Source organism: Vibrio sp. ECSMB14106 (assembly GCF_000972265.1).
In the GTDB taxonomy this organism is placed as follows: Bacteria; Pseudomonadota; Gammaproteobacteria; order Enterobacterales; family Vibrionaceae; genus Vibrio; species Vibrio kanaloae.
Window position 1 is genome coordinate 91,530 of sequence record NZ_LAUM01000014.1, and the last position, 25,153, is coordinate 116,682.

General features: G+C 43.2%; 24 protein-coding genes and 2 tRNA genes. 17 read left to right on the top strand and 9 right to left on the bottom strand.

The window, feature by feature from the left end; genetic code table 11:
- The first annotated feature begins 203 nt into the window (after positions 1-203).
- The 6 genes from WR49_RS11495 (at position 204) to WR49_RS11520 (ending at position 7,018) form a co-directional block, all read left to right on the top strand.
- Complete coding sequence (locus tag WR49_RS11495; RefSeq protein WP_046224102.1) at positions 204-1,658, top strand: lytic polysaccharide monooxygenase; 1,455 nt, start codon at positions 204-206, stop codon at positions 1,656-1,658.
- Positions 1,659-1,924: 266 nt separating this feature from the next.
- On the top strand, positions 1,925-3,301 hold the full coding sequence (locus tag WR49_RS11500) for an aminotransferase-like domain-containing protein (protein WP_231574699.1): 1,377 nt from the start codon (positions 1,925-1,927) through the stop codon (positions 3,299-3,301).
- A 163-nt stretch (positions 3,302-3,464) separates the two neighbouring features.
- A complete protein-coding gene (locus WR49_RS11505; protein WP_046224103.1) occupies positions 3,465-5,048 on the top strand; it encodes a cytochrome ubiquinol oxidase subunit I in 1,584 nt (527 codons plus the stop codon).
- Positions 5,049-5,060: 12 nt separating this feature from the next.
- Positions 5,061-6,197, top strand: coding sequence for a cytochrome d ubiquinol oxidase subunit II (gene cydB / locus WR49_RS11510; protein WP_046224104.1), 1,137 nt, complete (start codon positions 5,061-5,063; stop codon positions 6,195-6,197).
- Between the two features lie 10 nt (positions 6,198-6,207).
- Positions 6,208-6,309, top strand: coding sequence for a cytochrome bd-I oxidase subunit CydX (gene cydX / locus WR49_RS21015; protein WP_017057417.1), 102 nt, complete (start codon positions 6,208-6,210; stop codon positions 6,307-6,309).
- A gap of 220 nt (positions 6,310-6,529) precedes the next feature.
- A complete protein-coding gene (locus tag WR49_RS11520) occupies positions 6,530-7,018 on the top strand; it encodes a GNAT family N-acetyltransferase (protein WP_017057416.1) in 489 nt (162 codons plus the stop codon).
- A gap of 107 nt (positions 7,019-7,125) precedes the next feature.
- On the opposite strand, the gene WR49_RS11525 is transcribed toward WR49_RS11520, so the two are convergent.
- Positions 7,126-7,701: a nucleoside triphosphate pyrophosphohydrolase family protein gene (locus WR49_RS11525; RefSeq protein WP_046224105.1), complete on the bottom strand. Its 576-nt coding sequence runs from the start codon at positions 7,699-7,701 to the stop codon at positions 7,126-7,128.
- A 208-nt stretch (positions 7,702-7,909) separates the two neighbouring features.
- Between WR49_RS11525 and WR49_RS11530 the strand changes: the two genes are divergently transcribed.
- Positions 7,910-8,968, top strand: coding sequence for a sensor domain-containing diguanylate cyclase (locus WR49_RS11530; protein WP_017057414.1), 1,059 nt, complete (start codon positions 7,910-7,912; stop codon positions 8,966-8,968).
- A gap of 51 nt (positions 8,969-9,019) precedes the next feature.
- Here the strand turns inward: WR49_RS11530 and WR49_RS11535 are convergent, their stop codons facing one another.
- Both WR49_RS11535 and WR49_RS11540 read right to left on the bottom strand, forming a co-directional pair.
- A complete protein-coding gene (locus WR49_RS11535; protein ID WP_017057413.1) occupies positions 9,020-9,586 on the bottom strand; it encodes a DUF1415 domain-containing protein in 567 nt (188 codons plus the stop codon).
- A gap of 85 nt (positions 9,587-9,671) precedes the next feature.
- Complete coding sequence (locus tag WR49_RS11540) at positions 9,672-10,871, bottom strand: MFS transporter (RefSeq protein WP_046224106.1); 1,200 nt, start codon at positions 10,869-10,871, stop codon at positions 9,672-9,674.
- 128 nt (positions 10,872-10,999) lie between these two features.
- On the opposite strand from WR49_RS11540, the gene WR49_RS11545 reads away from it, so the two are divergent.
- Entirely contained in the window at positions 11,000-11,872 is an 873-nt protein-coding gene (locus WR49_RS11545; RefSeq protein ID WP_017057411.1) for a LysR family transcriptional regulator, read from the top strand.
- A 361-nt stretch (positions 11,873-12,233) separates the two neighbouring features.
- On the opposite strand, the gene WR49_RS11550 is transcribed toward WR49_RS11545, so the two are convergent.
- Positions 12,234-12,470 carry a glutaredoxin family protein gene (locus WR49_RS11550; protein WP_004734934.1) on the bottom strand — a complete coding sequence of 79 codons (237 nt, stop codon included), beginning with the start codon at positions 12,468-12,470 and terminating at the stop codon, positions 12,234-12,236.
- A 152-nt stretch (positions 12,471-12,622) separates the two neighbouring features.
- Here WR49_RS11550 and WR49_RS11555 point away from each other — a divergent pair, with 152 nt between their 5' ends.
- Both WR49_RS11555 and rlmF read left to right on the top strand, forming a co-directional pair.
- Complete coding sequence (locus tag WR49_RS11555; protein ID WP_017057410.1) at positions 12,623-13,120, top strand: YgjP-like metallopeptidase domain-containing protein; 498 nt, start codon at positions 12,623-12,625, stop codon at positions 13,118-13,120.
- A gap of 4 nt (positions 13,121-13,124) precedes the next feature.
- Positions 13,125-14,378 carry a 23S rRNA (adenine(1618)-N(6))-methyltransferase RlmF gene (gene rlmF, locus WR49_RS11560; protein ID WP_046224107.1) on the top strand — a complete coding sequence of 418 codons (1,254 nt, stop codon included), beginning with the start codon at positions 13,125-13,127 and terminating at the stop codon, positions 14,376-14,378.
- A gap of 89 nt (positions 14,379-14,467) precedes the next feature.
- Here the strand turns inward: rlmF and pilW are convergent, their stop codons facing one another.
- Positions 14,468-15,199, bottom strand: coding sequence for a type IV pilus biogenesis/stability protein PilW (pilW, locus tag WR49_RS11565; protein WP_046224108.1), 732 nt, complete (start codon positions 15,197-15,199; stop codon positions 14,468-14,470).
- A 169-nt stretch (positions 15,200-15,368) separates the two neighbouring features.
- Positions 15,369-16,310 carry a homoserine O-acetyltransferase MetA gene (gene metA / locus WR49_RS11570; protein ID WP_046224109.1) on the bottom strand — a complete coding sequence of 314 codons (942 nt, stop codon included), beginning with the start codon at positions 16,308-16,310 and terminating at the stop codon, positions 15,369-15,371.
- Between the two features lie 268 nt (positions 16,311-16,578).
- On the opposite strand from metA, the gene WR49_RS11575 reads away from it, so the two are divergent.
- Together WR49_RS11575 and WR49_RS11580 are read left to right on the top strand one after the other, a co-directional pair.
- On the top strand, positions 16,579-16,947 hold the full coding sequence (locus WR49_RS11575) for an ATP-binding protein (RefSeq protein ID WP_046224110.1): 369 nt from the start codon (positions 16,579-16,581) through the stop codon (positions 16,945-16,947).
- 76 nt (positions 16,948-17,023) lie between these two features.
- A complete protein-coding gene (locus WR49_RS11580; RefSeq protein ID WP_046224111.1) occupies positions 17,024-17,446 on the top strand; it encodes a DUF3859 domain-containing protein in 423 nt (140 codons plus the stop codon).
- 105 nt (positions 17,447-17,551) lie between these two features.
- Here WR49_RS11580 and WR49_RS11585 read toward each other — a convergent pair whose 3' ends face one another.
- On the bottom strand, positions 17,552-18,658 hold the full coding sequence (locus WR49_RS11585) for a M20/M25/M40 family metallo-hydrolase (RefSeq protein ID WP_017057404.1): 1,107 nt from the start codon (positions 18,656-18,658) through the stop codon (positions 17,552-17,554).
- Positions 18,659-18,915: 257 nt separating this feature from the next.
- Here WR49_RS11585 and WR49_RS11590 point away from each other — a divergent pair, with 257 nt between their 5' ends.
- Entirely contained in the window at positions 18,916-20,880 is a 1,965-nt protein-coding gene (locus WR49_RS11590; protein ID WP_046224112.1) for a tetratricopeptide repeat-containing diguanylate cyclase, read from the top strand.
- Between the two features lie 144 nt (positions 20,881-21,024).
- Here the strand turns inward: WR49_RS11590 and WR49_RS11595 are convergent, their stop codons facing one another.
- Positions 21,025-21,219, bottom strand: a complete 195-nt coding sequence (locus WR49_RS11595) for a hypothetical protein (RefSeq protein WP_046224113.1) — start codon at positions 21,217-21,219, stop codon at positions 21,025-21,027.
- 273 nt (positions 21,220-21,492) lie between these two features.
- Here WR49_RS11595 and WR49_RS11600 point away from each other — a divergent pair, with 273 nt between their 5' ends.
- The 4 genes from WR49_RS11600 (at position 21,493) to WR49_RS11615 (ending at position 23,786) form a co-directional block, all read left to right on the top strand.
- Positions 21,493-22,155: a DUF2726 domain-containing protein gene (locus WR49_RS11600; protein ID WP_046224114.1), complete on the top strand. Its 663-nt coding sequence runs from the start codon at positions 21,493-21,495 to the stop codon at positions 22,153-22,155.
- Between the two features lie 167 nt (positions 22,156-22,322).
- Positions 22,323-22,399: transfer RNA gene (locus WR49_RS11605), tRNA-Val, on the top strand.
- A gap of 70 nt (positions 22,400-22,469) precedes the next feature.
- Positions 22,470-22,546 (top strand) — tRNA-Val (locus tag WR49_RS11610).
- A gap of 337 nt (positions 22,547-22,883) precedes the next feature.
- Positions 22,884-23,786 (top strand): HNH endonuclease, encoded by a 903-nt coding sequence (locus WR49_RS11615; RefSeq protein ID WP_046224115.1) that lies wholly within the window; start codon positions 22,884-22,886, stop codon positions 23,784-23,786.
- Positions 23,787-23,863: 77 nt separating this feature from the next.
- Here the strand turns inward: WR49_RS11615 and WR49_RS11620 are convergent, their stop codons facing one another.
- Positions 23,864-25,123, bottom strand: a complete 1,260-nt coding sequence (locus WR49_RS11620; protein ID WP_046224116.1) for an adenylosuccinate synthase — start codon at positions 25,121-25,123, stop codon at positions 23,864-23,866.
- Positions 25,124-25,153 lie beyond the last annotated feature (30 nt).

Below are 25,153 nucleotides of genomic sequence, written 5' to 3' on the forward strand. Positions count from 1 at the left end.
TCCGATTCCTATTAATATAATCCCCGCTGTTATAGACGGTGTTGATGTATATATTTTTTGTTGTTCTTCTTCAAGTCAAAACTATAAATCTTCTAACAGTATTGGTGGTTGGTTAGCCAATATTAGTGTTGTGTAGGGTTAAAATAATAGAGAGTGGGAAAGTGACAACAATAAATAATAATATTCTAAAAATAGCAGTGGGTATGGCTATGCTATCGAGTGTGCCGTCAGTGGCAAATGCTCATGGCTGGTCTGAATTTCCAAGTGCACGTCAGAACACCTGTTACGAGCAAGGCGGGGTTTGGTCGGGTACACCACCAAATGCTGCATGTGCGCAAGCGAAAGATATTTCTGGCTCATACCCGTTCGTTCAACGTAACGAATACGCAAAAAACATTCAAGATTTCAACAACATCAATGCTGTAAAGGCGGCGATTCCTGACGGCACTTTATGTTACGCCAATGATTCGCAAAAACGCGGTATGGGTGCGCCTCACACTGGTTGGACTCGCACCGAGCTAAGTACAGGTACATTTGAATATGTATTCAACGCGACGGCACCGCACAACCCTTCATTCTGGGAGTTCTACCTAACGAAGCCAAACGCAGACCTGAGCAAAGGCCTAGCGTGGGGAGACTTAGAGCTTATCCAAGAAGTGGGCAATGTTCCTGTAAGCGGTGGTAAATACCGGATTAACGTAACGATTCCATCTGACCGTTCTGGCGACGCAATCTTATACGTACGTTGGCAACGTGACGATGCTGCGGGTGAAGGCTTCTACAACTGTTCAGACATCACTATCGCGGGTGATACAACCCCTCCACCAGAGCCAGGCCTTGAGCCTGATCTAGAGCGTGGCGACCTATTTATTTCAGAGCAATTTGGTACTCCACAAGTTGGTGACACGGTTAAGTACGACATCATCAACAAGTATGGTGAAATAGCGCGTAGCTTCGATATCGTGATTGATGCGACCAATGTGAACGATTGGGCTCGTCTGCTAGCTTCTGAAATCAACGGTTGGCATGAAGAGTTTAAAGATGGCGCGGTGTTCATTGGTGATTGGCATGATGAAATGCAGCATTACATGTATTTCCAAAACGATCCTACACGCAACTTCTTTAACTCAAAGGATGGCCGTGCTTCAGGTCAGCTAACATTGATTGAAGGTGGCAACGGTGGTGTTGAACCATTGAAAGGCGATATCTATGAGCTAGTGAAGAGTGACAACGTAGTGAATGCTGGCGACAAAGTTGTGATTGCAACAAGCGAAGCGGCGACATTAACTCAAACTCAAGGTTCTGCAGTAAACATCCAAAATAACGGAACTGCGTCAGTTGTTGTAGATACGACTAGTATTACGGCCAATGAAACCTTGTCGTTTATGGCTAGCTCTATTGAAAGCAACAGTGTGGAAACCTTTACGTTCGAAGTGATTACTGATGACATTGGCGTAACACCAGACCCAGATCCAACGCCGGATCCTGATCCGACTCCAGACCCTGGCACTTGGGATTCATCAGCAACTTATCTAGGTGGTGAAGTTGTGACTTACTCAAACCAATCGTGGAAAGCGCAATGGTGGGTTCAAGGTGGTGCAAACCCTCAAGCGACATACGATAACGACAAATGGGGCGTTTGGCGTCCAGCTAACTAGTCAGCTAGTTAATCTAAACGACGTAACTAAGTAATTAAGGCACCACACTCGATTGATGAGTGTGGTGCCTTTTCTTATGGGAGAGATAAACAAGTCGACCGTGAAGGTAATTGGGTTTAGGGTAGGGCTTTGGTTTACCTTGAATACCCGCGTAACTCGAATATCCATGATTAGGTAATCTTTAAGCGCATTAGATAGAAAAGAATTTATTGATGAAAAAATCACAGATACTCGCCAATACAATCAAGAATCAGATATAGCAAAACATTTGGCTGAGTGGTGAGAAGATCCCATCAATTAGAGATGCGTGTAAGCGGTACAAACTTAGCATCGAGACGGTATTGCAAGCTTATCAGCAGCTTGAAGATCAAGGCTATGTACGCTCAAAGCCTAAGTCAGGCTATTTCGTGTTACCTCGCAGAAATGTATTCACTTCAGAAAACGCGCAACACAAAGCCATCAAGCCGTATCCCGTTAAGATCAGTGATCTGCTTTACGATGTTCTCCAACGAGCGAAAGATCCTAGTGTTATTCCACTCAGCTCGGCATTTCCAGACCCTGCCTTGTTTCCTCATCAAGCATTGTCACGCAGCTTAGCCAACGCCAGCCGTCAAATGCCGGATAACAGCATGCTTACCAATTTGCCTCCGGGCAGTGAAACACTCCGTAGACAAATTGCTCAGCGTTACCAAGTGCACGGTCTAAATGTACTGCCTGATGACATCGTGATTACCTCTGGTGCGATGGAAGCGCTTAATCTCTGTTTGCAATCTTGCACAGAGCCGGGTGACTTAGTCGCTATCGAGTATCCTGCGTTCTACGGTGTATTACAGACTATTGAAAGGCTTAACCTGACGGCAGTTGAGGTACCAACAGACCCTGAAACGGGTATAGATCTCGATGTGTTGGAGTCAGTGTTTGCATCAATGGACATTAAAGCGTGTTGGTTCATGACAGAATCACAAAACCCAGTTGGTTATTCGATGAGTGACAGAAACAAGCAACGACTGGCCGAGTTGGTGAATCAACATAAGATCCCGATGATCGAAGACGATGTATACCGAGAACTTCACGTTGGTAATCAAACATCATTACCCGCCAAAGCCTATGACTCTGATGAACAGATCATGCTTTGTGGTTCGTTTTCCAAATCACTGTCTCCCGGTTTTCGAATTGGTTGGGTCGTGGCTGGTAAAAAAGCGCTGAAGATTCAACGATTACAGCACCTGTCAACGCTCTCAAGTAGCATTCCTATCCAACTTGGACTGTCTCACTACCTGACGTTTTATAGTTATGACAACCACCTTAAAAAACTTCGCAAGCTTTTGAATGAAAGGAAGAAGGCACATATAGCACTTCTAGAATCCAGTTTGCCTGAAAGTAGTCTGATTCACAAAAGCCAAGGCGGTTACTTCCTTTGGATAGAATTGCCTCACTCGGTTTGTGTTGAGAAGCTTTATGAGCAAGCTCTTGAACGCAATATATCTGTCGCTCCAGGGATCATATTCAGTAGTGACAAAAAGTTCTCCCATCACATTCGCTTGAATTGTTCATACGCTTGTGACGATAAAATCGCAGACGCCATTCAAACGCTAGGCAACCTAATCAGAACCATGGAACTGCAAGCTTCAACCGTTAGCTAAGTTATCGATTGGTTTTACCTCAATGCTAGTCATTTATTGACTGGATAAACAATCTGTTCTGTTTTTTAATGATCAATCTGTTCTAGTTTGGTTCGTTAGAACTGTGCTGAAATACGCTCCAATTATTAATATGAAAGCCATCATTATGATGTTTGGAGCTTAAATGTTTGATGTAGTTGAATTGTCGCGTTTACAGTTTGCGCTAACCGCTATGTTCCACTTTCTCTTCGTCCCATTAACTATCGGTATGTCATGCTTATTGGCGATCATGGAGTCGATCTATGTACTCACCGGTAAGCAAATCTATCAAGACATGACACGCTTCTGGGGCAAATTGTTCGGTATTAACTTTGCGTTGGGTGTTACGACTGGCTTAACCATGGAGTTCCAGTTCGGCACCAACTGGTCTTATTATTCTCACTATGTCGGCGATATTTTCGGTGCGCCTTTAGCCATCGAAGCGCTTGTCGCGTTCTTCCTCGAATCCACTTTTGTTGGGCTCTTCTTCTTCGGTTGGGAAAGGCTATCCAAACGCCAACACCTTGTCGTGACTTGGCTGGTGGCTTTAGGTTCAAGCTTTTCTGCACTGTGGATTTTAGTCGCCAATGGTTGGATGCAAAACCCAATTGGCTCAGAGTTTAATTACCAAACCATGCGTATGGAGATGACCAGTTTTGCGGAAGTGGTGCTTAATCCAGTGGCTCAAGTTAAGTTCTTACACACGGTCGCTTCGGCGTATACCTGCGGTGCGATGTTTATTCTTGGTGTGAGTTCTTATTATTTGCTGAAGGGTCGAGACATTGCCTTTGCCAAGCGCTCTTTCGCTGTGGCCGCATCTTTTGGAATAGCGTCGATCATTTCCGTAATCGTACTTGGTGATGAATCTGGTTATGAACTGGGTGACGTTCAAAAAGTAAAACTCGCAGCAATTGAAGCGGAATGGCACACCGAACCTGCACCAGCGGCTTTCACCTTATTCGGATTACCAAATCAAGAGGAGGGTAAAACCGACTTTGCTGTGAAAATTCCTTATGTGATGGGGATTATCGCAACGCGATCTTTGGACGAGCAAGTGACGGGTCTTCATGAGTTGCGTGATCAACATTTAGTGCGTATTCGAAACGGTATTATTGCTTATGAATTGCTAGAGCGTTTGCGATCTGGTGATACCTCACATGAGACGGAACAAGCCTTTGATCAAACCAAGCAAGACCTCGGATATGGCTTATTGCTTAAGCGATACACAGATACCGTGACTGATGCTACTGAACAGCAAATCCAACAAGCAGCCGATGATTCAATCCCAACTGTGTGGCCTCTGTTTTGGTCATTCAGAATCATGGTGGGTTGTGGCTTCATTATGTTGTTTGTCTTTGGTTCGGCCTTCCTGCAAACCTACCGTAAAAATATTACGCAAAAGCCTTGGCTACTCAAAGCGGCGCTATGGTCGATTCCATTACCTTGGATTGCGATTGAAGCTGGCTGGTTTGTTGCGGAATACGGCCGTCAGCCTTGGGCTGTTGGTGAAATTCTTCCTGTGACGGTGGCGGCTTCTTCTCAAACTGTTGGAAACCTGCTCACGTCTCTTGCTCTCATTATCAGCCTATATACCGTATTCATCATTGTTGAAAGTTACTTGATGATTACCATCGCTAAAAAAGGCCCAAGTAGTTTGAAAACAGGGCGTTATCACTATGAACAAACAACATCACTTGAAGCCAAATTGGCACAACAAGTTCAACAATAAGGTGACTGACTCATGTTCGAATATGACACATTACGTTTAATTTGGTGGGCGCTAATCGGTGTATTGCTGATTGGCTTCATGATCACCGATGGCTTCGATATGGGAGTAGGGGCGTTATTGCCGTTTATCGGTAAAACCAACTCTGAAAGGCGCGTGATGATTAACTCCATCGCACCCCATTGGGATGGCAACCAAGTGTGGCTCATTACCGCAGGTGGCGCTTTGTTTGCTGCTTGGCCTCTGGTGTATGCGACATCGTTTTCAAGCTTATATGTTGCGATGTATTTAACACTGATCTCATTGTGGCTACGTCCTCTTGCGCTTGAATATCGAGCCAAGATAGATAACGATCAATGGCGAAAAGTGTGTGATCTGGCGATTTCGTTTTCAGGCTTCTTCCCGCCGATTTTATTTGGTGTCGCGTTTGGCAATTTAATGCAAGGGCTTCCATTCTCTCTGAATAGTTTGCTCATGGTTGAATATCACGGCTCGTTTTTTGATTTGCTTAATCCATTCGCTCTGTTGTGTGGTTTCGTTGGGTTATTAATGGCGTTGTTGCAAGGCAGTGCCTGGCTGATGATGAAAACCACAGATGCGCTTTATACAAAGGTAAGATTGGTTACGCAGGTGAGTGCGATACTTGTGGCTAGTCTTATGGTGCTAGGTGGTTTAATAATAAGCCACATTGATGGTTATCTGATTGTTAGTGAGTTGAACCATAGCGCTGTTTCAAATCCGTTAAACAAACAAGCGATAGCAGAAACTGGCGCTTGGTTAACTAACTTCGAAACTTACCCCTGGATGTGGTTCGCGCCGATTGGCAGTGTTCTAATTCCGCTATTGGTGCTGGTGAGTGCGAGATTAAAATGGGATGCGCTGGCTTTCATCAGCTCCAGTTTTACTAATGCGTGCATTGTATTAACGGCTGGTTTTACGATGTTCCCATTCATCATTCCGTCTAGTGTTAATCCAAGTCATAGCTTAACTCTTTGGGATTCGACATCGAGTGAACTGACCTTGAACATCATGACAGGGGTAGCGTTTGTGATGGTGCCCATAATTCTGTGTTACACCGCTTTTAGCTACCGCACCATGTTTGGGCGACTCGATAGCGAGTATGTCGAACGTAATAGCCATTCACTGTATTAAGGAGTTTTTCATGTGGTATTTTGTTTGGATATTAGGTCTATTCTTGGCTGCTTCCTTCGCTGTTTTGAACGTTATGAGTTTAGAGAAAAGTGATTCGGAAACAGAGTCCTAGTCGCTTACGCAATAAAAAAAAGAAGACCAGAAATATGCGTTTCTGGTTTTTGTTCCTCAAACTCATGTTCTCTTCGGATCATCAAGACCTATCCAACCTGTAGCTCTAACAAAAACATTCTTAATTAACCTATTGTTTAATATTCACTATTTGTTAGTGTGTTTAAGTGCACATTGAGGATGTGCATCACAATTAGTGAAGAATAATAGTAGGAGTTGCGATGAGTATTATAGTGAGACGGTCTGAACCGTCAGATGCGAAGGGAATAAAAGAAATCTACGAATGCACTAATGCTTATACTGGTACGCTGCAACTCCCAAATCCATCTCTGGAAAGCTGGCAAAAACGAATTTCTAATATGCCTGATAATGTGTATTCCTATGTCGCGCTGATCGATGGGGAAATTGTCGGTAACTTGGGAATGGAAGTGTGTGTAAACCCGAGAAGGCGTCATGTTGCTTCATTTGGTATGGGTGTTAAAGACGATGTATTAGGCAAAGGAGTCGGTAGTCAGTTACTCGCGACCGCGATCGACTTGTGTGATAACTGGATTAACATCAAGCGAATGGAGTTAACTGTCTATACCGATAACGAAAGAGCGATTAGCCTGTATAAGAAGTTCGGTTTTGTTATTGAAGGGGAGTCTGCGAATTTTGCTTTTAGAAATGGTAATTATGTCGCGGCTTATCACATGGCGCGATTGGTATAGGCACGCCGCTAAAAATCACTGGCAGATAATAAAACGCCACGTTATTTAAACGTGGCGTTTGCTATTTTAGCTCGCGGTGCTTTAAACACCTTCAGTCGTAGCCTTACTTAAGCCGTTAGTGGTCCAAGGTTTGCAGGACGGTAGTGTACTGATTTAAGTACTTTACCTTGGCGAATTGTCTTGCCTTCAGATACGAAATCTTCCGCACACTTCGCGATGATGTATTCGCCTTTTTGAACCGCCATCAGTTTGATATTTTGTTTAGCGTAGAAGGCCTCTGTTTCTGCGTATTCTGCTTCGTTACGACATACTTTGCTCATGTTGCTTGAGTGTACTTCGTCCCAACAAGTCAGAAAGTCGATTGAACGGTTCTTAGAAACATTCAGCAGCAAGTCGATCAGATAACTGATTGCTAGGTTGTCTTCTACCTTAGCTTGACCAAGGTGAACCAAACGTCCCATCAAAACATAAACGCTGTCTACGATAGCGTCTGCTTGCTCGATTTTAGAGTCAGCTTCTGCAAGTTCTGTTAGTTCTTCGATCGCTAGAGAGGTATGTAGCGTATCGCCTTTTTCATCCATGGTTTCAGGAGCAGCAACAGGCAGATCAAAAGTACTGCGGAATTCTTTAATGTCGCGGTAAAGGTGATCGTAGATTTCTTGGCTTAGTTGAGAAAGGGTCATATTCCTATCCATTCTGTTTCGTTAATGGATTATTTTACCAAAGCTAGGAATAGGGTGCTAACGTAAAGTCGAAGAACTCCACTTTTATTCATTTGACCAGTAAAGCACTTTGCGTACAAACCGATTGATTATTGTGTATTTTTAACATTTACTCTTTTTATATACTAATAATGTTGTCATTTACTTGGTCAGCAATGGAATTACATTTATGCATCAAGCTAGTGAAAGCGAAGTTGTTATACGCCGCTTGTATCAAATCACCAATGATTATCGAAAGGGTTTCGATAATCAGATCTCTCAATTGCTTATTATGGGGCTTGAACGCTTCAACTTAGATATTGGTATCTTATCTAAAATTGATGGTGACACTTACTTTGTTGAACACTGTATTACACCTGAAGTTGTTGATCTCCATCGCGGTGATACGTTCGAATATTGCTCGACCTATTGTGAGATTACTTGTAAATCGATTGGCCCTACCTGTATTGAGCATTGTGGTAAACACGATCAGTATGCGACACATCCAGCCTATCAGTCTTTTGGCCTGGAGTCTTACATTGGCATCCCCATTTTCGTTAATGATGAGCTTTATGGCACCTTAAACTTTTCAAGCCCAGCTCCCTATCATCGTGAGTTCAAAGAATTCGATATTGATGTTATGAGGCTCATGGCTTCATGGATCGAAGTTGAACTTGTTAGAAGACAACAAGAACGAAAACTCAAAGAACTGAATGAGAAACTAGAGTACCAAGCTTTGTACGATCCTTTGACACACTTACCGAATAGACGTTGCTTGTTCAAAACATTGAATGCAGAAGTGGAGCAGTTAAAAGGATCTTTAGGTAAGGGGACCTTGGCAGTCGTCGACATCGATTTTTTTAAACAGGTCAACGACACTTATGGCCACCAAATGGGTGATGTTGTATTAAAGAAAGTGGCGAACGTGCTGAATAATAACACTCAAGAGGGTGAGTTTGTGGCACGTTTTGGTGGTGAAGAGTTCATTCTTTGGTATCCAAATAACCCCCCAAGTTGTGTTGAAGATAAGTTCATGACGCTTTTGCAAGAGATGAAAAAAATCACACTGGATAGAAAGCCTGTCACTATATCAATCGGTGCGTGTCATTTTGAGTTGAGTACAGGGGACACCAAAGGGGAAAGGATGTCGGCGCTTGATTCTCTGATTAAAGTTGCCGATGAATGCCTGTACATGGCTAAACAAAATGGACGAGATCAGTTTATTTCTCGCCCATATTATCAAGAGTGATCAGGCTCGTAAGTCGAAATTGATCAGGCCTCAATTCTCTACTGTTTACGATTAGCAGAATAGATAAGGGAACAACTTACGACGCTCTGCAGGTGTTAAAGATTCAACTCTTGCGATGTTGGTATCAGGAATAGCTTCAGGATTAGGGTAGTGCTTTAACACTTTTTCCATGCTGGCTTCACGTATCAAATGGTAAACCGGATACGGGGAGCGGTTCGTCAGGTTTTCATCGTCTTCTGGATCCGCACCACCAAAGCAATAGTCAGGGTGGAACGTCGCGAGTTGATAAACGCCTTCCCAGTTTTGTTGCTTGATCAACGCTTCAATCCAATCAATGAACATGTTGTAGTCGAAGAAGTCTTGCAGCATGTTAGGCACAACCACCAACGTTGTCTCTAATTTCGCGACTGGCGTGTTATCTAACTCTACAAAATGCGTCATGATGTCTTCCAACAACGCTTCTTCCGTTTTCGCTTCACTCACAAAGATCTTAATTTGCTTGTTACGTTGTGGCTTGGCTGCGAATGGACACAGGTTTAAGCCAATAACGACATCATCTAACCACTGTTTTACTTGGTCGTGTATAGCTTGAAGATCAGTACTTTGAGTGTTCGACATAACAGGTTCCGGAATAAAATTTGGCGTAGGATATCAGAACGGACGTCGATCAAAAGCAATAATTCAATCAGACACCTTACCTTAGTTAAGCTTCTGCTAGCTTAGAGGTCGATACTTGAAGCTGTTTCAACTGATAGACCCAAGCAAATATTGCAATATAGAAGACAGAACCTCCCGCAATCACGCCATTCCAACCGAACAGTTGCCAGAAATACAAGAGTAGGAATCCACCTAAGCTTCCGCCAATGTAATAGTGTACAAGGTACAGCGCGGTTGCTGTAGCTTTTGCACTCGATGCTTTTTGACTGACCCAAGAGTAGGCAAGCGTATGTGCGAAGAAGGCGCCGCCGCTAATCAACAACAACCCTGCTAGCATGAACGGGACCTTATCAACAGCAGAAATTAACATCCCGATTAAGCTGATACATACGCCCATTAAGATGCCATTCAAAGGTTCAAAGCGCTGTGTCCATTTGTTGGATAGGTTAGAACTGACAGTACCCGCTAAGTAGCATAGGAATATGAGTGACGCTAAACCAACGGGCACGGAGTGCGGCTCAGATACCAACCGGAAGCCCATGACAGAATACAGGTTAACAAACAGCGCAAAGTTAGCGCCACCAATCAACATCGCGAGCCACAAGGTACGGTTTCTTAAGTGCATGACTACAGAGCGATTGTGGTGAAAGAACAACCCTTTTTGAGGTTTGAAGTTCTGTTGATCAGGTAAACGGTAGGCGATAAAGAGCGCACCTAGCAATGAACCGACCACGAAAAATAGAACAGTTGCGTGCCAATCGAAATAGTCTGTGATTAAGCCGCCTAATACACGCCCAAAGATCCCGCCAAGCGAGTTAGCCGCAATATAACCACCAATGGCGACGGCAAAGGCTTTGGGTGTCAACTCCTCGACCATGTAGGCAACTGCCACACCAGCGAACGCCGCGACAGCAACGCCCATGAATGCGCGGGCTATCACGAGTTGCAACAAGGTAGTTGTGAACACCATGCTCAATCCAATCAGAGGAATAGCGAACAAACTGAACAGAATGATGGGTTTTCGACCAAAGGTTTCCGATGCGATTGCCCAAGGCACCAAACTAATGGATAGCCCGAGTGTCGTAGCGGCAAACAGCCAGTTGATTTGGGTTCCTGATACTTGGAAATGCTCCGCCATGTGCGGCAAAATAGGTTGAAAAAGGTAGAGATTACAGAAAATGATAAACGAGCCAATCGCTAATGATTGGGTGATTCGTTTGTATTGAGTACTGTCTTTATCAAACATTTGCATACGCCTGTGCGATTAATTAAGTTATTTTTGAACAAGTAATTTATTTGTGAACAAGTTATCAGTACAAAGGTAATTAAAGAAATATATTAAAAATATCACCTCCATATATTTAATATATCGATATGCTTGAATCAAAACCCCTTCGACATTTTCTAGCCGTTGCTCAGTTTGGTAACTTTACGCAGGCGGCTAAAGCTCTGCATATTGCACAGCCTGCATTGAGTATTTCCATCAAGAAACTTGAACAAACACTGGAGTTAATTCTGTTTCGGCGCGGAGACAAATCCGTGACGTTAACGGAAGAGGGCAAGGTGTTGTTCGAGCATGCCAGGAGGATTGCTCAGCAGTTTGATGATGCACAACTTGCTATGAACGAATTAAAGGGTTTAGAAAAAGGAGAAGTGCGATTAGGGGCGCCAAGCATGATGGGGAGTTACTTTTTCCCACAGGTGGTGATGGCTTTTAAAAGCCAATACCCAAACCTAAAATTGACACTAATTGATGCGGGTACAGCCTCGATACGCCAGATGCTATTAAACGGTGAACTCGATATTGGGGTTATCAATCATGAAAATGTGCCTGACGATCTTGAAACCGACCATCTGCTAAGTTCAGAGATGTTAGCCGTTGTAGGTAAAGAGCACCCATTAGCCTCACAGCCATCTATCACTTTTGAAGAGTTTTTCGCGCAAGAGCTGATCATGTTCAAGTCGGGTTACTTCCACCGCGATTTCATCGACGCTACTTGCAAAAAATACAATTTGGACATGACCATAGCGTTCGAGACCAACTTGCTACCGATGATTCTATCTATCGTGAAACGGGAATTCGCGATTACAGCACTGCTTAGCTTAGTGACAGAGTACGAAGAAGATGTGGTCGGCGTGCCGTTTAAAGACCCTGTAAAGCTTAATCTATCTTTGGCTTGGAGAAAGGAAGGTTATCTGTCGAAAGCAGACCGAACCTTTATTGATTTTGTGAAGCAGTATGTGTGATTAGGGCGTGTTGACCTTTCGTGGTTAAATTTTGTTCGAGATAAAAGCGTTTTAATCGCGGCGAGGGGGGGAAGTAGCCTAGTCATTCTAAGCAAATCCCCCTCAACAAAGAGTAAAACGCTTTTAGCCGAACCCTTCGGGCAGCGTTTGCTGGCCATTTCTACTACGTTATCGGCTTCTCATGTAGGCTAGCTACACATCGACGCCTCTGCCTTGTATAAATACCCAGCAACTCGCTGCAAAAATCAGCTCGAAAGATCAACATGCTCTAAGTAAGATGAAATAGACAAAACAAAGCCCGCAGGTCCTTATTCGGATCTGCGGGCTTTGCTGTATAGAAGTATGACTGGTTCAGAACACGTTAGGTGTTCTTTGAGTTATACATCTTATCGAAGTTCTTCTGATTCCATCCGACCATCACTTGGTCGCCGATTTTCAGTACAGGTATAGAGCGAGCACCCATTGCCTGTAATTCTTTACGGCCACGCTGCATCTTTGCGTTCGTTAGGCGGTATTCAATTTTTTTAGAGTCCAAATAGCGCTGGGCATCTTTGCAGTGTGGGCATTTGTCTGCGACGTACAATACAACACGTTTCATTTTACATTCTCTTGCTGAGTCTAGCTCTTGGTGAATCTTGCTAAAGTGTAACGAATCCTAGGTGATTAGAAAAGTGTGATCAGTTACACTATGCGGCTCAAATTTCAAGACCACAACGTATTGTCGTGGCGTAACTTGTACGGTCTTTCAAAATGCATCCTTCTTTACGCTATATTCAAGGTTATCCTAAACACATTATCGACCCGGTGACTCAACTTATAGAGTCGGGTAAATTAGTGCCTTGGTTTGAAGCTCGCTACCCAAAGAATCATGATATAAAAAGTGAGAAGGCCCTGTTTGATTATGCGATTGAGATTAAAAATCGCTACATGAAGAAAACACCACCCATCAGCAAAGTGATTTACGACGGGAAGATACACCTAATCAATAATGCATTAGGCCTCCACTCTTATGTTGCAAAGAATCACGGTGGCAAGATCAAATCGAAGAATGAAATTCGTATCGCCAGTGTGTTTAGAAATGCACCAGAACCTTTGCTCCGAATGCTGGTAGTGCATGAACTGGCGCACATCAAAGAGAAAGAGCACGACAAAGCCTTTTACCAACTATGCTGTCACATGGAACCGGAATATCATCAACTTGAGTTAGATGCCCGCTTATTCATGATGTATTTAGATTTAAAGAAGTAGCCTAATGAGCCAATCACAAAATAGAACCACGCTAAGCCTGTCGAAAAACAGCACCTCTGATAAAAACCGTAACAATGCGGATTCAAAAGCGGCTGGACAGAATAAAGCCAAGCAAGTTTCTAGTAAACCAACCAATAATAAAGGCGGAGCGGGTAAAGCACCGTTTAAAAAAGGCACTTCGAATAAGAGCACACCAAAAAGATCGAGCGGTTCGCAAAAGCTTTCAGGCACGAAACGAACGGGTGGTTCACAACGTAACAAGAATACGGCTAAACCTGCGAGTGGACTGCACCCAAGAAACCAACATACAGGTCGTTACGACTTCGAATTTTTGGTTTCTGCGTTACCTGAGTTGAAAGAGCACTTGATTAAGAACCCTGTCGGTGAAGATACGATCAATTTCTCGGATCCATTGGCCGTTAAGTTACTTAACAAGGCGCTACTAGCACATCACTATGGCGTTAAGCATTGGGACATTCCTGAGGGTTACCTATGTCCGCCAATTCCAGGCCGAGCAGATTACATCCATAGAGTGGCAGACATCCTTAACAGCGATGGTCAAGGCGAACCTTATAATCACGCATCTGTGAAAGCATTAGATATTGGTGTTGGCGCAAACTGTATCTACCCAATTATTGGCACGACAGAATACAAATGGCGTTGCACGGGTACCGATGTTGACCCTGTATCCATCAAAACAGCAAACTTCATCGCAGAAAGTAATGCGAACCTAAAGGGTAAGATCCGAGCACGCTTGCAAGCAGACTCTGAAGCTATCTTTAAAGGTGTGATTAAGGATAATGAACGTTACGATGTCACTATTTGTAACCCTCCATTCCACGGCTCTTTAGAAGAGGCGGAAAAAGGGTCACAGCGTAAACTTGATAATCTAGCGGCAAATCGCGCTAAGAAAGCAGGCAAGTCATTCAAGCCAGAATCTAAAAAATCGTACGCGAAACAAGATAAGCCAACGTTGAACTTCGGTGGACAAAAAGCAGAGTTGTGGTGCCCGGGTGGCGAAGCCACCTTCATTATGAAAATGGCGCGAGAGAGCCAACTCTTCGCTACGCAAGTACTGTGGTTTACTACGTTGATTTCTAAGAAAGACAACGTTGATATGATTCGTTCAGAGCTTGGTAAGTTAAGAGCAAAACAAGTGAAAGTAATAGAGATGTCGCAAGGCCAAAAGGTAAGTCGCTTTGTTGCGTGGAGCTTTATGGATGATGAGCAGAGACAAGAGTGGATTGCGCTTAAATAACACTTCCATACCAGAAAGTATCTAATAGATTATATAAGAAAGCGGGCTTGTTGTTCATTCAACAAGCTCGTTTTTATATTCCAGCGAGTCTAAGTGGAGAGCAACTCGTCTAATTTGGTTTGGTACTTCTTCTCAAGCGCGCTGTTTCCGGCTTTGTTTTCCAGTTCGACCAATATTTGAAGGGATGGAATTTGATAGCCATAGCGCTGGTGGAACTTGAACAGACGAAGCCTCGCGTTATCATAATCTGCTTCACTTACTTCAATCTTTGATAGCTGTAATATCGACTTTGCTCGATTCGGATCGTGGTCAATAGCACGTGTGAAGTAATACTTTGCTTGGTCAGTATTACCGGCTTTAAATGCGCAAAAGGCCGCATTCTCATAACTGGCAGAGACTAAATAATAATAGGGTTGGTCGATGGCTCGGTTGAAGTATTTGTCAGCCTGCTCATACTCGCCTTGTTTACACAAAAACGTACCGTAGTTATTCAATACATTTCCGTTTCTTGAATCTAAACTTAGCGCCTTTTGATATGTGGATCTTGCTTCGTCTACTTCGCCAACTTTTTCATAGTAATGCGCCATAGAGAGTCGTGCTCTGTAATAACTAGGCGCATGCTTGATCGCTAACTCTAGGTTTTCACGAGCTCTAACCATATTGTCTTGCCCCATGTAACCTAAGCCTAACTCAATGCGGGACTCAGACATCGCAATTGGGTCACTTTCTATTTTAGGTGGACCTTCAGTGACAGAGACGCAGCCTATTAGTGAAAGAGATGTGAATAATATGAAATTTGATAAAAATGACTTGGCAGGCATGTGCAGCTCCTTATGAACACCAGCCCATCATATGGAATCGAATAAGTCGAAGTATTAAATCTGCTATGGAATGCGAGCCACTTACCATAAAAAATCCGCATCCAATCGGCTTTATTATCAACAACCTATTGAATACAGATCTCTATGGCTGACGAAAATAACTTGCCGTTTAATCGTCTTTGGTGAAATTGTCTTCGCTGAAGTGATCCAAATCGTAAGGTGTCTGTTGGTAAACGCAGTAGTTTAGCCAATTTGAAAATAATAAGTGACCATGACTACGCCAGCTGGCAATAGGTTTATTGTCTGGGTTGTTGTTTGGGTAATAGTTGATAGGGATAACCGGCTCCATGCCTTCACCTAGGTCACGAATATACTCATTATGAAGTGTATGAGCATCATATTCCGGGTGACCTGTTACAAACACGTTCCGCTTGTCTTTCGTTGCTGCCAAATATACTCCCGCCACATCGGAAGTCGCAAGAACATCGAGATCTGTATGCTCGGCTAAGTATTCTTGAGAGAAGTCGGCATAGCGTGAATGAGGCGCTAAGAACGTATCATCAAAGCCACGTAAAATAGGGTGAAAGGGGTTATGTATCTCATGACTGTAAACACCAGACAGCTTGTCTTTACGAGTGCGTTTTGGCAAATCATACAGCAATTTCAAACCAGCTTGAGCTGCCCAACATACATACAGAGTCGACGTAACGTGTTTGTTTGCCCATTCCATGATGGTTTGTAGATGTTCCCAATAGATAACATCTTCAAATTGGACTAAACCAAGCGGCGCACCAGTGATGATCAGCCCATCAAAATTACGATTTTTTACCATCTCAAATTGACGATAAAAGTTATCAAGGTGCTCCGTCGGTGTGTTCTTACTTGGCCGGTCGTCGATGCGCAGCAGTTCTACATCTACTTGCAATGGACTGTTTGATAGCAGGCGTAAGAATTGAGTTTCTGTTTCAATTTTCTTCGGCATTAGGTTGAGGATCAAGACTCGAAGTGGACGAATTTCCTGTGTCGATGCTCTTGATAGCGGCATAACAAAAATTTTTTCTTCACGAAGAACATCGGATGCGGGCAATTGGTCTGGAATGCGAATAGGCACAGCTTTCTCCCTAAGCTAGATATGTAGACGTCTATACATCTAAATCTATAATAGTTTGACACGCTTGTCGATATACAAAATGGATAGATGTAAATTATTTGTGTTTTCTATCAGAAACAATCCATCGATTTCAAGTCGCGTACCATCATGTCGAACGACTATCCGAGTCGGATATAGGGTGTGTGTAAGTGACGAAAGATAGTTATTAGAGCAAGCGACAAACATTTAAGATAAACTTACGTTTTCAAATTAGCCTGCAAAGTGATAGATGAAGTTAATACTCATTCGAGGGCTGCCCGGTTCCGGCAAGTCAACAAAAGCGCAAACCTACGATGCACTGCATGTCGAAGCCGATATGTATTTTGTGAATGATCAAGGAGTGTATCAGTTTGATCCTAGGCGATTACAACAAGCCCATGAGTGGTGTCAGAACACCGTGGAAAAAGGCTTGAAACAAGGGCTAGATGTTGTTGTATCAAATACCTTTATCAAGCAGTGGGAAATGAAGGCTTACCGCCAACTCGCACTTAAATATAAAGCAGATTTGATTATAGAAGTGTGTAGAGAGCAATTTGGCAGCATTCACGACATCGAACCATCCGTGATTATGCGCATGGCAAAAGATTGGCAAGAATAACCCGCTATTTCTGGCTAATGAGTTAACGCAAAGAACGAAGAAAAATTAGGTAATACACAATTATTAGGTAGTACACATGGCAAAGCGATCGGCTATCGTCGATATGACATCTTACGGCATCTACACGACGTGGGATTCTAAATCTAAAGATCTTCCCAAAATCCAAGAGTTCACCACCATCGTTGATGCCGAAATTGACGTAGAGTTTGGTTATATTCTGAATATTAAAAAAGCCAAAGGCGAAAAGATCCGCTACTGCATTTATCACCCGAACATCACCACAGACAAAGGCGAAGTGCTAGAACCATTCGATGGGGAAGAGTATGTCGGCAACAACGATTGGGATTTCTATCTAGGTGATACTATTTGGGCCCCTGTATCGAATAAAATCGGTAAATGGAGAATGACGGTCGAACTGAAAGGCAACATCATTGCAGATAAAACTTTCGATCTGGTCGCGAAAGATGAAGGTCAGTTCTGGAAACGTAGAGGTTTCTAGGTTCGAACTTCTGGCTAAATTCAGACAACAAAAAGCCGAGTCACATGTGAACTCGGCTTTTTGATATGAGTCAGTTAGTAGTGCACATCTATCTCACAAGTAAGATTATTGTGTTACGTAAGCCATAACAAACTCAGTGATTGAGACCATGTCTTTCACTGCAATATACTCTTCAGTGGTGTGAACTTTTGCCATTCCAGTAGAAAGGTTAACGGTTGTTAGACCTTTAGCATTAAAGTTATTTGCATCGCTACCGCCACCAGTACGTTTGGTGTTTGCCGTTACGCCAAGTTTCTCGAATGCCGATTTGATAGAAAGAATATGCGGGTGATCGTCTGCAATCACGAATGCATCATAAGCACGAGTTGATTCGATTTCCACTTCGGCGCCAAATTGCTTCGCGCTTGCTTCGAATGTCGAAATCATATGCTCAACTTGAGCAGTTAGCTTCTCACCATTCAGTGAACGCGCTTCTGCTACTACTTTAAGCTCCGGCATTACGATGTTCGTCGCTTGACCACCTTCAACAATACCCACGTTTGCTGTTGTTTCTTCATCGATACGAAGCAGGTTCATCTTGGTGATTGCGTCTGCAGCTACTTGAATTGCGCTAATGCCTTCTTCTGGTGCCAAGCCAGCATGAGCCGGGCGGCCTTTGATTGTCGCGGTTACCTTCTGTTGACCTGGTGCAGCATTTACGATCGTACCAATCGGGCCACCTGTATCTAGAACGATAGCGTGCTCAGATTGAATGTAAGACATATCGAAATTCAGAGAACCGAATAAACCGCCTTCTTCGAATACTGTGAATGCGATTTCAATGGTTTTGTGCGCTTGTCCTTCAGCTTGAATGCAACGAACCGCTTCCATGATAGCTGCGATACCAGACTTGTCGTCGCCACCTAGAATTGTGTTTCCTTTTGAACGGATGATGCCGTCTTCAATGATTGGCTCAATGCCGATACCTGGCGTTACTGTGTCCATGTGGCAACTGAATACTGTGCTGCCTGGAAGAGTGCCATCTAGACGAGCGTAGATGTTGAAACCATTCGACACTTGTGCAGGAACGGCCAGCTTATGTACGTCAAAGCCGAGTTCACCTAGCTGCTCAGCCAGTGCTTCCGCGATGGCTTTTTCGTTGCGTGATTCACTATCGATTTTCACAAGATCGCAGAAATGGTCGACAAGACGTTGTTCATTAATTTGGGTCATTGTTAATTCTCATTATGTTTCCGCTCATTCGTCAGAAGTCACGGCTAAGGAACAGGAAAATCACTATAACGCCAATGTGCCAGATGAATGACTGAGTTAAATCAAAAAATTGCCTGATTATTCTAATTAGTCAGAATAACCTTGTTCAGTTCGTCGAACTGATAACATTTTAATCTGTGTAGGCCTCGTGTATAATTAGTTTCTAATATGGATAAACAGCAGTGATATGGTCTTTCAATTTGTAACGGTCTTAATACATGAATAAAAACAACGTTTTAGGTTCATTTCTACTCGTTGTGACAATGAGTGCCATATTCGGGCTTTATTTACTGTATCCGCTCAATGATGTGGACTTGAGCCCTCCTCAAGCCGACAGTACTTCTGCCTACACTCCAGAAAAAGAACTCTCTCAAACTGAATATGGAAAAAAGTTAATTCATATTCTCGGCTTGTCACGCAGTTCCCCATCTGTTGCAAAACATCAACTTGATCTACTTCGGCCGCCCACTGGCATTAATGACAAAGCAATATACCAAGCTTATCGACTTATGATTTTGTCGAATGTCGCTCAACATCAACGAGATGCCGACGCCGTGATGTCCTACGTAGAGCAAATAAAAACGTTGTCTGAGCATGAAGATATGTTGTGGTTGAAGTCAGAATCATTGGTTGAATCTGCGATTGAATATCTCAAGAAAGGGGAACTTGCAATCGCTGAAATTGAAATTCGATCCGCGATAAGCATTGCTGAATCTATTCGTTATGATCAGTTATTGGTTAAAGCGTATAACACCGCGGGAGCGATTAATAACGTGCGAAACGACTTGCAAGACGCTCAGTACTTTCTCTATAAAGGGCTGCAACTTGGCAAGCAGTATCCAACGCATATTTATAATAGCAAGCTTATGTCGAACATGGCGCTGCTCTACATTTATTTAGAGGATTGGCCTAAAGCCCTGCGTATTATCGATAAAGCAAAAAAGCTCTATTTTAAAAGTGGCTTACTTGAAGATGACGCGATTGGCATCCTTTACATAAACGAGTCATTTGTGTATTTAAGCAGTGGCGATGTGACTAATGGCCGAATTGCTTATGAAAAGGCAAAAGCACTCGATAGCAAAAAAGTCACTGCTCGATACAAAATCTTATTACTGAGAACCTACAGTGATGTTCTGCTATCAGAGGGCAATTTCAGCAAAGCATTACAAGTGGCTAATCAATGTCTTCAAGCGCCGAATATTAAGAAGTACACGTTTCAAAACGGGCAGTGTTACCTAAGCCGAGCGTTAGCAAATATTGGACTAGATCAAGATAACGCCATATTGGATGATCTTGAACGAGCACTTGTAATCTTTGAAGTGGTTGGGAGCAGAAGTTGGAAGGTGCTAGGCTTAAAAACACTGGCTGAATATTACGAATTTCAGGGTGCCCTTGATACTGCACTGAGTTACTACAAACAATATTATCATGGCAACAAAGCGTTATTGTTTGATAAAAGGCAGAGTGACATTTTCTTACTAGAACAAGACAATGCAAAGAAGACACTCGCTAACGAAAATGAATTACTCAATACAGAAAAAGACCTCAACGAGTTGCTGCTTCAAAAGGAACAACTGAGAAACAGAATTGTGGTGACATTGATTATAATGGTCAGCATTAGTGCTGGATTACTGGCGATTAGGCTTCGCAGCACTCAAAGTAAAAATAAAGCGCTGGTCACTCAATCTACGACGTGTGCGCTAACGGGTCTATACAACAGACGCTATCTAGAGCAGTTGTTAACTCAGCCAGTATCTTTTAATGCTTCACGGTTTGGAATCAGTCTAGCTATTCTAGATCTTGACCACTTTAAGCGCGTTAATGACACCTTTGGACATGATGTTGGTGATGAGGTTTTAGTGGAAGTCGCAAGGCGAGTAAAGCAACACTTATTTCCAAATGACGCAGTGTCTCGCTGGGGTGGTGAAGAATTTGTTATACTGCTGTCTGGTTCCATTGATCCTGAGCAACAGTTGAACGTTATCCGTTTAGCCATTTCCGAAACCCCCATTGATACGCAATCTGGCTCTTTAGACCTCACCACGTCGATAGGGGCGTCGATTGGTATTACTCATGAGCAACTCAATCAAGATACTTACAAGAAGTACCTCAAAGCTGCGGATGATGCATTGTATCAAGCGAAAGAGTCGGGTAGGAATCAAGTCATCATCGCTGAAAGTTAATCGCTAATCAGGAAACAAAAAGTCATTCTGCTCTTCGTGAGATAAGAATGGCTTCTGGAACACTCTGAGATCGCTAGTATCAAAATTTGAGTGAGAAGTAGGGTTTACTTAGCGATATGTCGAGTTTATCTATATCAACATTTTCTATATGAGATATTCAGCGGCACCTTGCAGCATTTCAACCAGTTCGCCCTCTGTCGCTGGTTCGCTAGCGAGTTCAATCACAGCCGAAGCTCCTCCCTTTAACATGTAGGCTTGGGTTCCGCAGTGGTCATAGTGGAACCATTTACCATCTACACATACGTCGGTATAACATCTTGGGTCTTGTTTAAGTTCCATATCAATTTCCTTATTAACATTTGCCTAACGTTTTTCAGACTAGTTGATCACAAATCTAGGTAAATTGATCTAAATCAATCTAGAGTGTAATTGATGATTTAATTATCAAAATAGGAGAGGTGCGTCTAGCGAAGGAGCGACCTCTCGTTGGGCACTGCGCTCAAAGGTCGTGATTCTGGTTGGCAACTCTCGCTCTTTTGCTTGCCAGGTGATGCTTTTCTACATACGCTAGCCACTATCTTAATCCCTATACAGACGTGATTGTGTTGGAAAATGACTAATATCTTTATCGTTGTAATTGTTCTGGTTGTGTTCTTTTACTTTATCCAAAAGTATCTAGTGAAGCATGATGACACCAAAGATCATGCTTATCAGAAAAAAGGGTCGTTGATGTCGGCGCAACAGGCGACATTTTATAACGCACTTAAATCCGCTGTGGGCAATCATGGTGAAGTGTTTGCCAAGGTCAGCATGTCGAACGTTCTTGTCCCCGCTAAGGCTAATAACAAGAAGAATTGGTTTATCGCCAACAACAAAATCTCACGTAGCTACTTTGATTTTGTGGTCTGCGACCCGCGAACGTTAGAGCCTCGCGTGATTATTGAACTTGATAACGGCAAAGAGCTCAACAAGGGAAAGGCCGATCGAGAAAAGCTACTGATTCACGTGTGTAAATCGGCAGGCTTACCACTGATTGGTGCATCTATTAAACACAGCTATCAAGTGAGCCGTTTGAAGCGGTTACTGGCGGCACACATCGATTTAATTGAACCATCAAAAGAAGTTAGATTCTGTAAAAAATGTGGTAGCCCGATGATCATCAAGTTAGCAAGTCAAGGCGACCATAAAGGCCGACGCTTTTTCACTTGTAGCCGCCAGCCGAACTGTACGTATACCGAGAACTACAATGTGGTGTTCGATGTGGATGACGAATAAAGTAAAGTCAGGCTCACATTGAGTGTGATGCAACTCAACTTTATTGACGTTTTGCGTCTAAAAAATCAACGCATTGATGCGAATAAGAGCAAACGGTTGATTCAAGTGTAATTTTAACTTGCACCACGATAAATCAGTCGTTAATATCTTTCTCGTTCTAAAGGAATGCGTCCGTAGCTCAGTTGGTTAGAGTACCGCCTTGACATGGCGGGGGTCGGTGATTCGAGTTCACTCGGACGCACCATTCCTTCTTTAGTTTTTATTGCATAACTATTGAGTTTGTCACAATGGCCGTAATAAGAAATTAGAACATCGCCCGCTTAGCTCAGTTGGTTAGAGTACTTGCATGACATGCAAGGTGTCACTGGTTCGAGTCCAGTAGCGGGCACCAAATCCAAAAAGAAAGCCCACCTAGTGTGGGCTTTTTTGTGCCTGTAATTCCTCCTCTTAACAATCTTCCTCTTATCTTGTTATTTCTATCCTCGTTGTAAACACAAATGACACCTTGTAGCGAGTGTGGCAGACCGATGAGCAGTATAACTAACGAATGCATTAACTAAGAGTGCGGAGATATACGGCCATTGTGCAAGCGTTGTGGCAGTGAAATGAAGTTAAGAAATGAGAAGTACGGTAAGTTTGGGAGTTGTTCGACTTATCGAAAAAAATGCAGATAAAAATTGTGGTTATACACTTAACGTACCGCTAACGAACTTTGAATGGGCTAGCACATGAAAGTTGGCAAACTTGTACAGTCATTTCTACCTAAAGTTATCGAGTACTGTGAGCAAAATGATCACACGGAATTAGAAAGACTTTGCGATGCTGATTATTCTAAACAAACATTTAATATCAACTTTTCATTCTTGGTTGATAAAAATGACCTTCCTCCTGAGATATCAAAGCGATACTGGACAAATATTTATTTGGTGCGAGGTAAAACGATACGCGCTTGTAGCCAGTGGATTGAAAGAGACACCGTTTACTTTATTGATTACCTCAAACGAATAGGCATTGAGTATGATGAATCTCAGCTTGAGGGTTTGTTATTAGACGCGAAAGTAACGTCTAAGCAAAAAGCCTCCGTTCGAAGTCGTAAAGCAAACAGTCGATACCGTGGAAGTGCGATAGGCAATGCTCAAAACTTACTGGTAAGAAACGTCCTTAGCAACTTGGGATCAGAGCAGTTTTCAGAAGAGGATTGGCAAGCAACTAAAGCTTATTTTAATCATACATGTGCTTATTGTGGTGAGGCGAAGGAATTAGTCATTGAGCATGCGATCCCCATCAATAAGGTCTATTTAGGAGAGCATAAACTTGGAAATTTGGTTCCAAGCTGCAAAGAGTGTAACAGTGCTAAAGCGAGCAAAGATTTTCGAGAGTTTCTTGACGGGAGTGACGATAAAATTGCAGTTATTGAGTCGTATATGGATAAACAGAACTATGTGCCACTAGAGAACAATGAACAAGTTAAGATGATCCTTGAAATGGCGTATAGAGAAGTAGGGGCCGTAGCTGAGCGTTATATCACGATTATCAATGAGCTGTTTGTACATGAAGACGATAACGATGATGTTTACAAAGGCGTGCTAGAGCAGGCTGAGAATTATAAGAAGAATGGGCAGTCGCTTTAAATTTGATGACACTTGATTTTTATCAATGAGTATTTCAGCCAAAACAATCGTTTTAGCTGAAATACTCGAGTTGAGAGTTAACCTCGAATGATCATTTGCTCGCGTTCAGGGCCTACCGATACCATCACGATTGGCACGCCCATCAACTCTTCGATGCGAGTTACGTAATCTTGTGCTGCTTGAGGAAGGCTCTCAAAGGTGCGGCAGCCCGTGATGTCTTCGTCCCAGCCTGCCATATCTTCATATACAGGCTTTAGTTCTGCTGTTTGCGGCCAAATTGGGTTCTCAGTGTGCTCACCTGAGTAAGCCGTACAAATCTTAAGTTCAGACAAACCAGACAGGCAATCTATCTTAGTCAGTGCGATTTCAGTCGCAGCTTGCAGGTCAACGCCGTTGCGTGTGGCTACCGCATCAAAGTACCCCATATCACGTGGGCGACCTGTTGTTGCGCCGTATTCGTTAGAGCTTTCGCGGAAGCTGTCTTGCTCTTCCATTGCAGTTACTAGCGTACCAGTACCCACAGATGAGCTGAATGATTTAGCAACCGCAATAACGCGTTCAGGGCGAAGGGCAGGTAAACCACTACCGATACCCGCGTAGGCTGCGGTAACATTGGAAGATGTGGTCCAAGGATACTCACCGTAAACAAGATCACGACCTGCGCCTAATTGTGCTTCGAACAGTAAATTAGCGCCCTGTGCTTGCAGTGCTTTGAGTGGCTCCGTCACGTTGCAAATGAATGGGCGCCAAGCTTTCGTTACTTCAAGTAGCCATTCTGTCATTTCAGAAGCGGTTTGAGTGAAATCACATTGAGGGTATAGCGCTTTTAGTTGAGGCATTTTCCAATCAAGTAAGAATTGAATGCGCTGCTCTAAAATCTCAGGCTGATTTAACCAACCCACAAGAATGCCTTTCTTCATCACACGATCTCCGTACGCTGGTGCAATACCTTGGCGTGTTGAGCCGTAAGCGCCATCACCTAAACGCTCTTCTTCAAGCGTATCTTCAAGGGCGTGCAAAGGCAGACACAATGTCGCGCGGTCTGAAATCGCCATTTTCACTTTGATACCAGCCGCTTGTACTTCTTCAATCTCTTCAGTTAATGCAGCAGGGCTGATCACCATGCCAGGGCCAAGAATCGCTGTGCAATCAGGATTAAAAATGCCACTTGGTAGCTGGTGCAGTTTGAACGTACCAAAGTCGTTTACTACGGTATGGCCAGCATTGTTTCCGCCTTGAAAGCGAATGCTAGCAGAAGCTTCGTTTGCTAAAAAATCAACGATACGGCCTTTGCCTTCATCGCCCCAGTTAGCGCCTACAACAACAATAGATGGCATAATTTTTCTCCTGACTGATTGAGAAATCAT

Excerpts from the sequence above, each read along its gene's own strand:
- WR49_RS11495 (WP_046224102.1), top strand. The coding sequence starts at position 204 with ATGGCTATGCTATCGAGTGTGCCGTCAGTGGCAAATGCTCATGGCTGG.
- WR49_RS11505 (WP_046224103.1), top strand. The coding sequence starts at position 3,465 with ATGTTTGATGTAGTTGAATTGTCGCGTTTACAGTTTGCGCTAACCGCT.
- cydB (WP_046224104.1), top strand. The coding sequence starts at position 5,061 with ATGTTCGAATATGACACATTACGTTTAATTTGGTGGGCGCTAATCGGT.
- cydX (WP_017057417.1), top strand. The coding sequence starts at position 6,208 with ATGTGGTATTTTGTTTGGATATTAGGTCTATTCTTGGCTGCTTCCTTC.
- WR49_RS11520 (WP_017057416.1), top strand. The coding sequence starts at position 6,530 with ATGAGTATTATAGTGAGACGGTCTGAACCGTCAGATGCGAAGGGAATA.
- WR49_RS11525 (WP_046224105.1), bottom strand. The coding sequence starts at position 7,701 with ATGACCCTTTCTCAACTAAGCCAAGAAATCTACGATCACCTTTACCGC.
- WR49_RS11530 (WP_017057414.1), top strand. The coding sequence starts at position 7,910 with ATGCATCAAGCTAGTGAAAGCGAAGTTGTTATACGCCGCTTGTATCAA.
- WR49_RS11535 (WP_017057413.1), bottom strand. The coding sequence starts at position 9,586 with ATGTCGAACACTCAAAGTACTGATCTTCAAGCTATACACGACCAAGTA.
- WR49_RS11540 (WP_046224106.1), bottom strand. The coding sequence starts at position 10,871 with ATGTTTGATAAAGACAGTACTCAATACAAACGAATCACCCAATCATTA.
- WR49_RS11545 (WP_017057411.1), top strand. The coding sequence starts at position 11,000 with ATGCTTGAATCAAAACCCCTTCGACATTTTCTAGCCGTTGCTCAGTTT.
- WR49_RS11550 (WP_004734934.1), bottom strand. The coding sequence starts at position 12,470 with ATGAAACGTGTTGTATTGTACGTCGCAGACAAATGCCCACACTGCAAA.
- WR49_RS11555 (WP_017057410.1), top strand. The coding sequence starts at position 12,623 with ATGCATCCTTCTTTACGCTATATTCAAGGTTATCCTAAACACATTATC.
- rlmF (WP_046224107.1), top strand. The coding sequence starts at position 13,125 with ATGAGCCAATCACAAAATAGAACCACGCTAAGCCTGTCGAAAAACAGC.
- pilW (WP_046224108.1), bottom strand. The coding sequence starts at position 15,199 with ATGCCTGCCAAGTCATTTTTATCAAATTTCATATTATTCACATCTCTT.
- WR49_RS11575 (WP_046224110.1), top strand. The coding sequence starts at position 16,579 with ATGAAGTTAATACTCATTCGAGGGCTGCCCGGTTCCGGCAAGTCAACA.
- WR49_RS11580 (WP_046224111.1), top strand. The coding sequence starts at position 17,024 with ATGGCAAAGCGATCGGCTATCGTCGATATGACATCTTACGGCATCTAC.
- WR49_RS11585 (WP_017057404.1), bottom strand. The coding sequence starts at position 18,658 with ATGACCCAAATTAATGAACAACGTCTTGTCGACCATTTCTGCGATCTT.
- WR49_RS11590 (WP_046224112.1), top strand. The coding sequence starts at position 18,916 with ATGAATAAAAACAACGTTTTAGGTTCATTTCTACTCGTTGTGACAATG.
- WR49_RS11595 (WP_046224113.1), bottom strand. The coding sequence starts at position 21,219 with ATGGAACTTAAACAAGACCCAAGATGTTATACCGACGTATGTGTAGAT.
- WR49_RS11600 (WP_046224114.1), top strand. The coding sequence starts at position 21,493 with ATGACTAATATCTTTATCGTTGTAATTGTTCTGGTTGTGTTCTTTTAC.
- WR49_RS11615 (WP_046224115.1), top strand. The coding sequence starts at position 22,884 with ATGAAAGTTGGCAAACTTGTACAGTCATTTCTACCTAAAGTTATCGAG.
- WR49_RS11620 (WP_046224116.1), bottom strand. The coding sequence starts at position 25,123 with ATGCCATCTATTGTTGTTGTAGGCGCTAACTGGGGCGATGAAGGCAAA.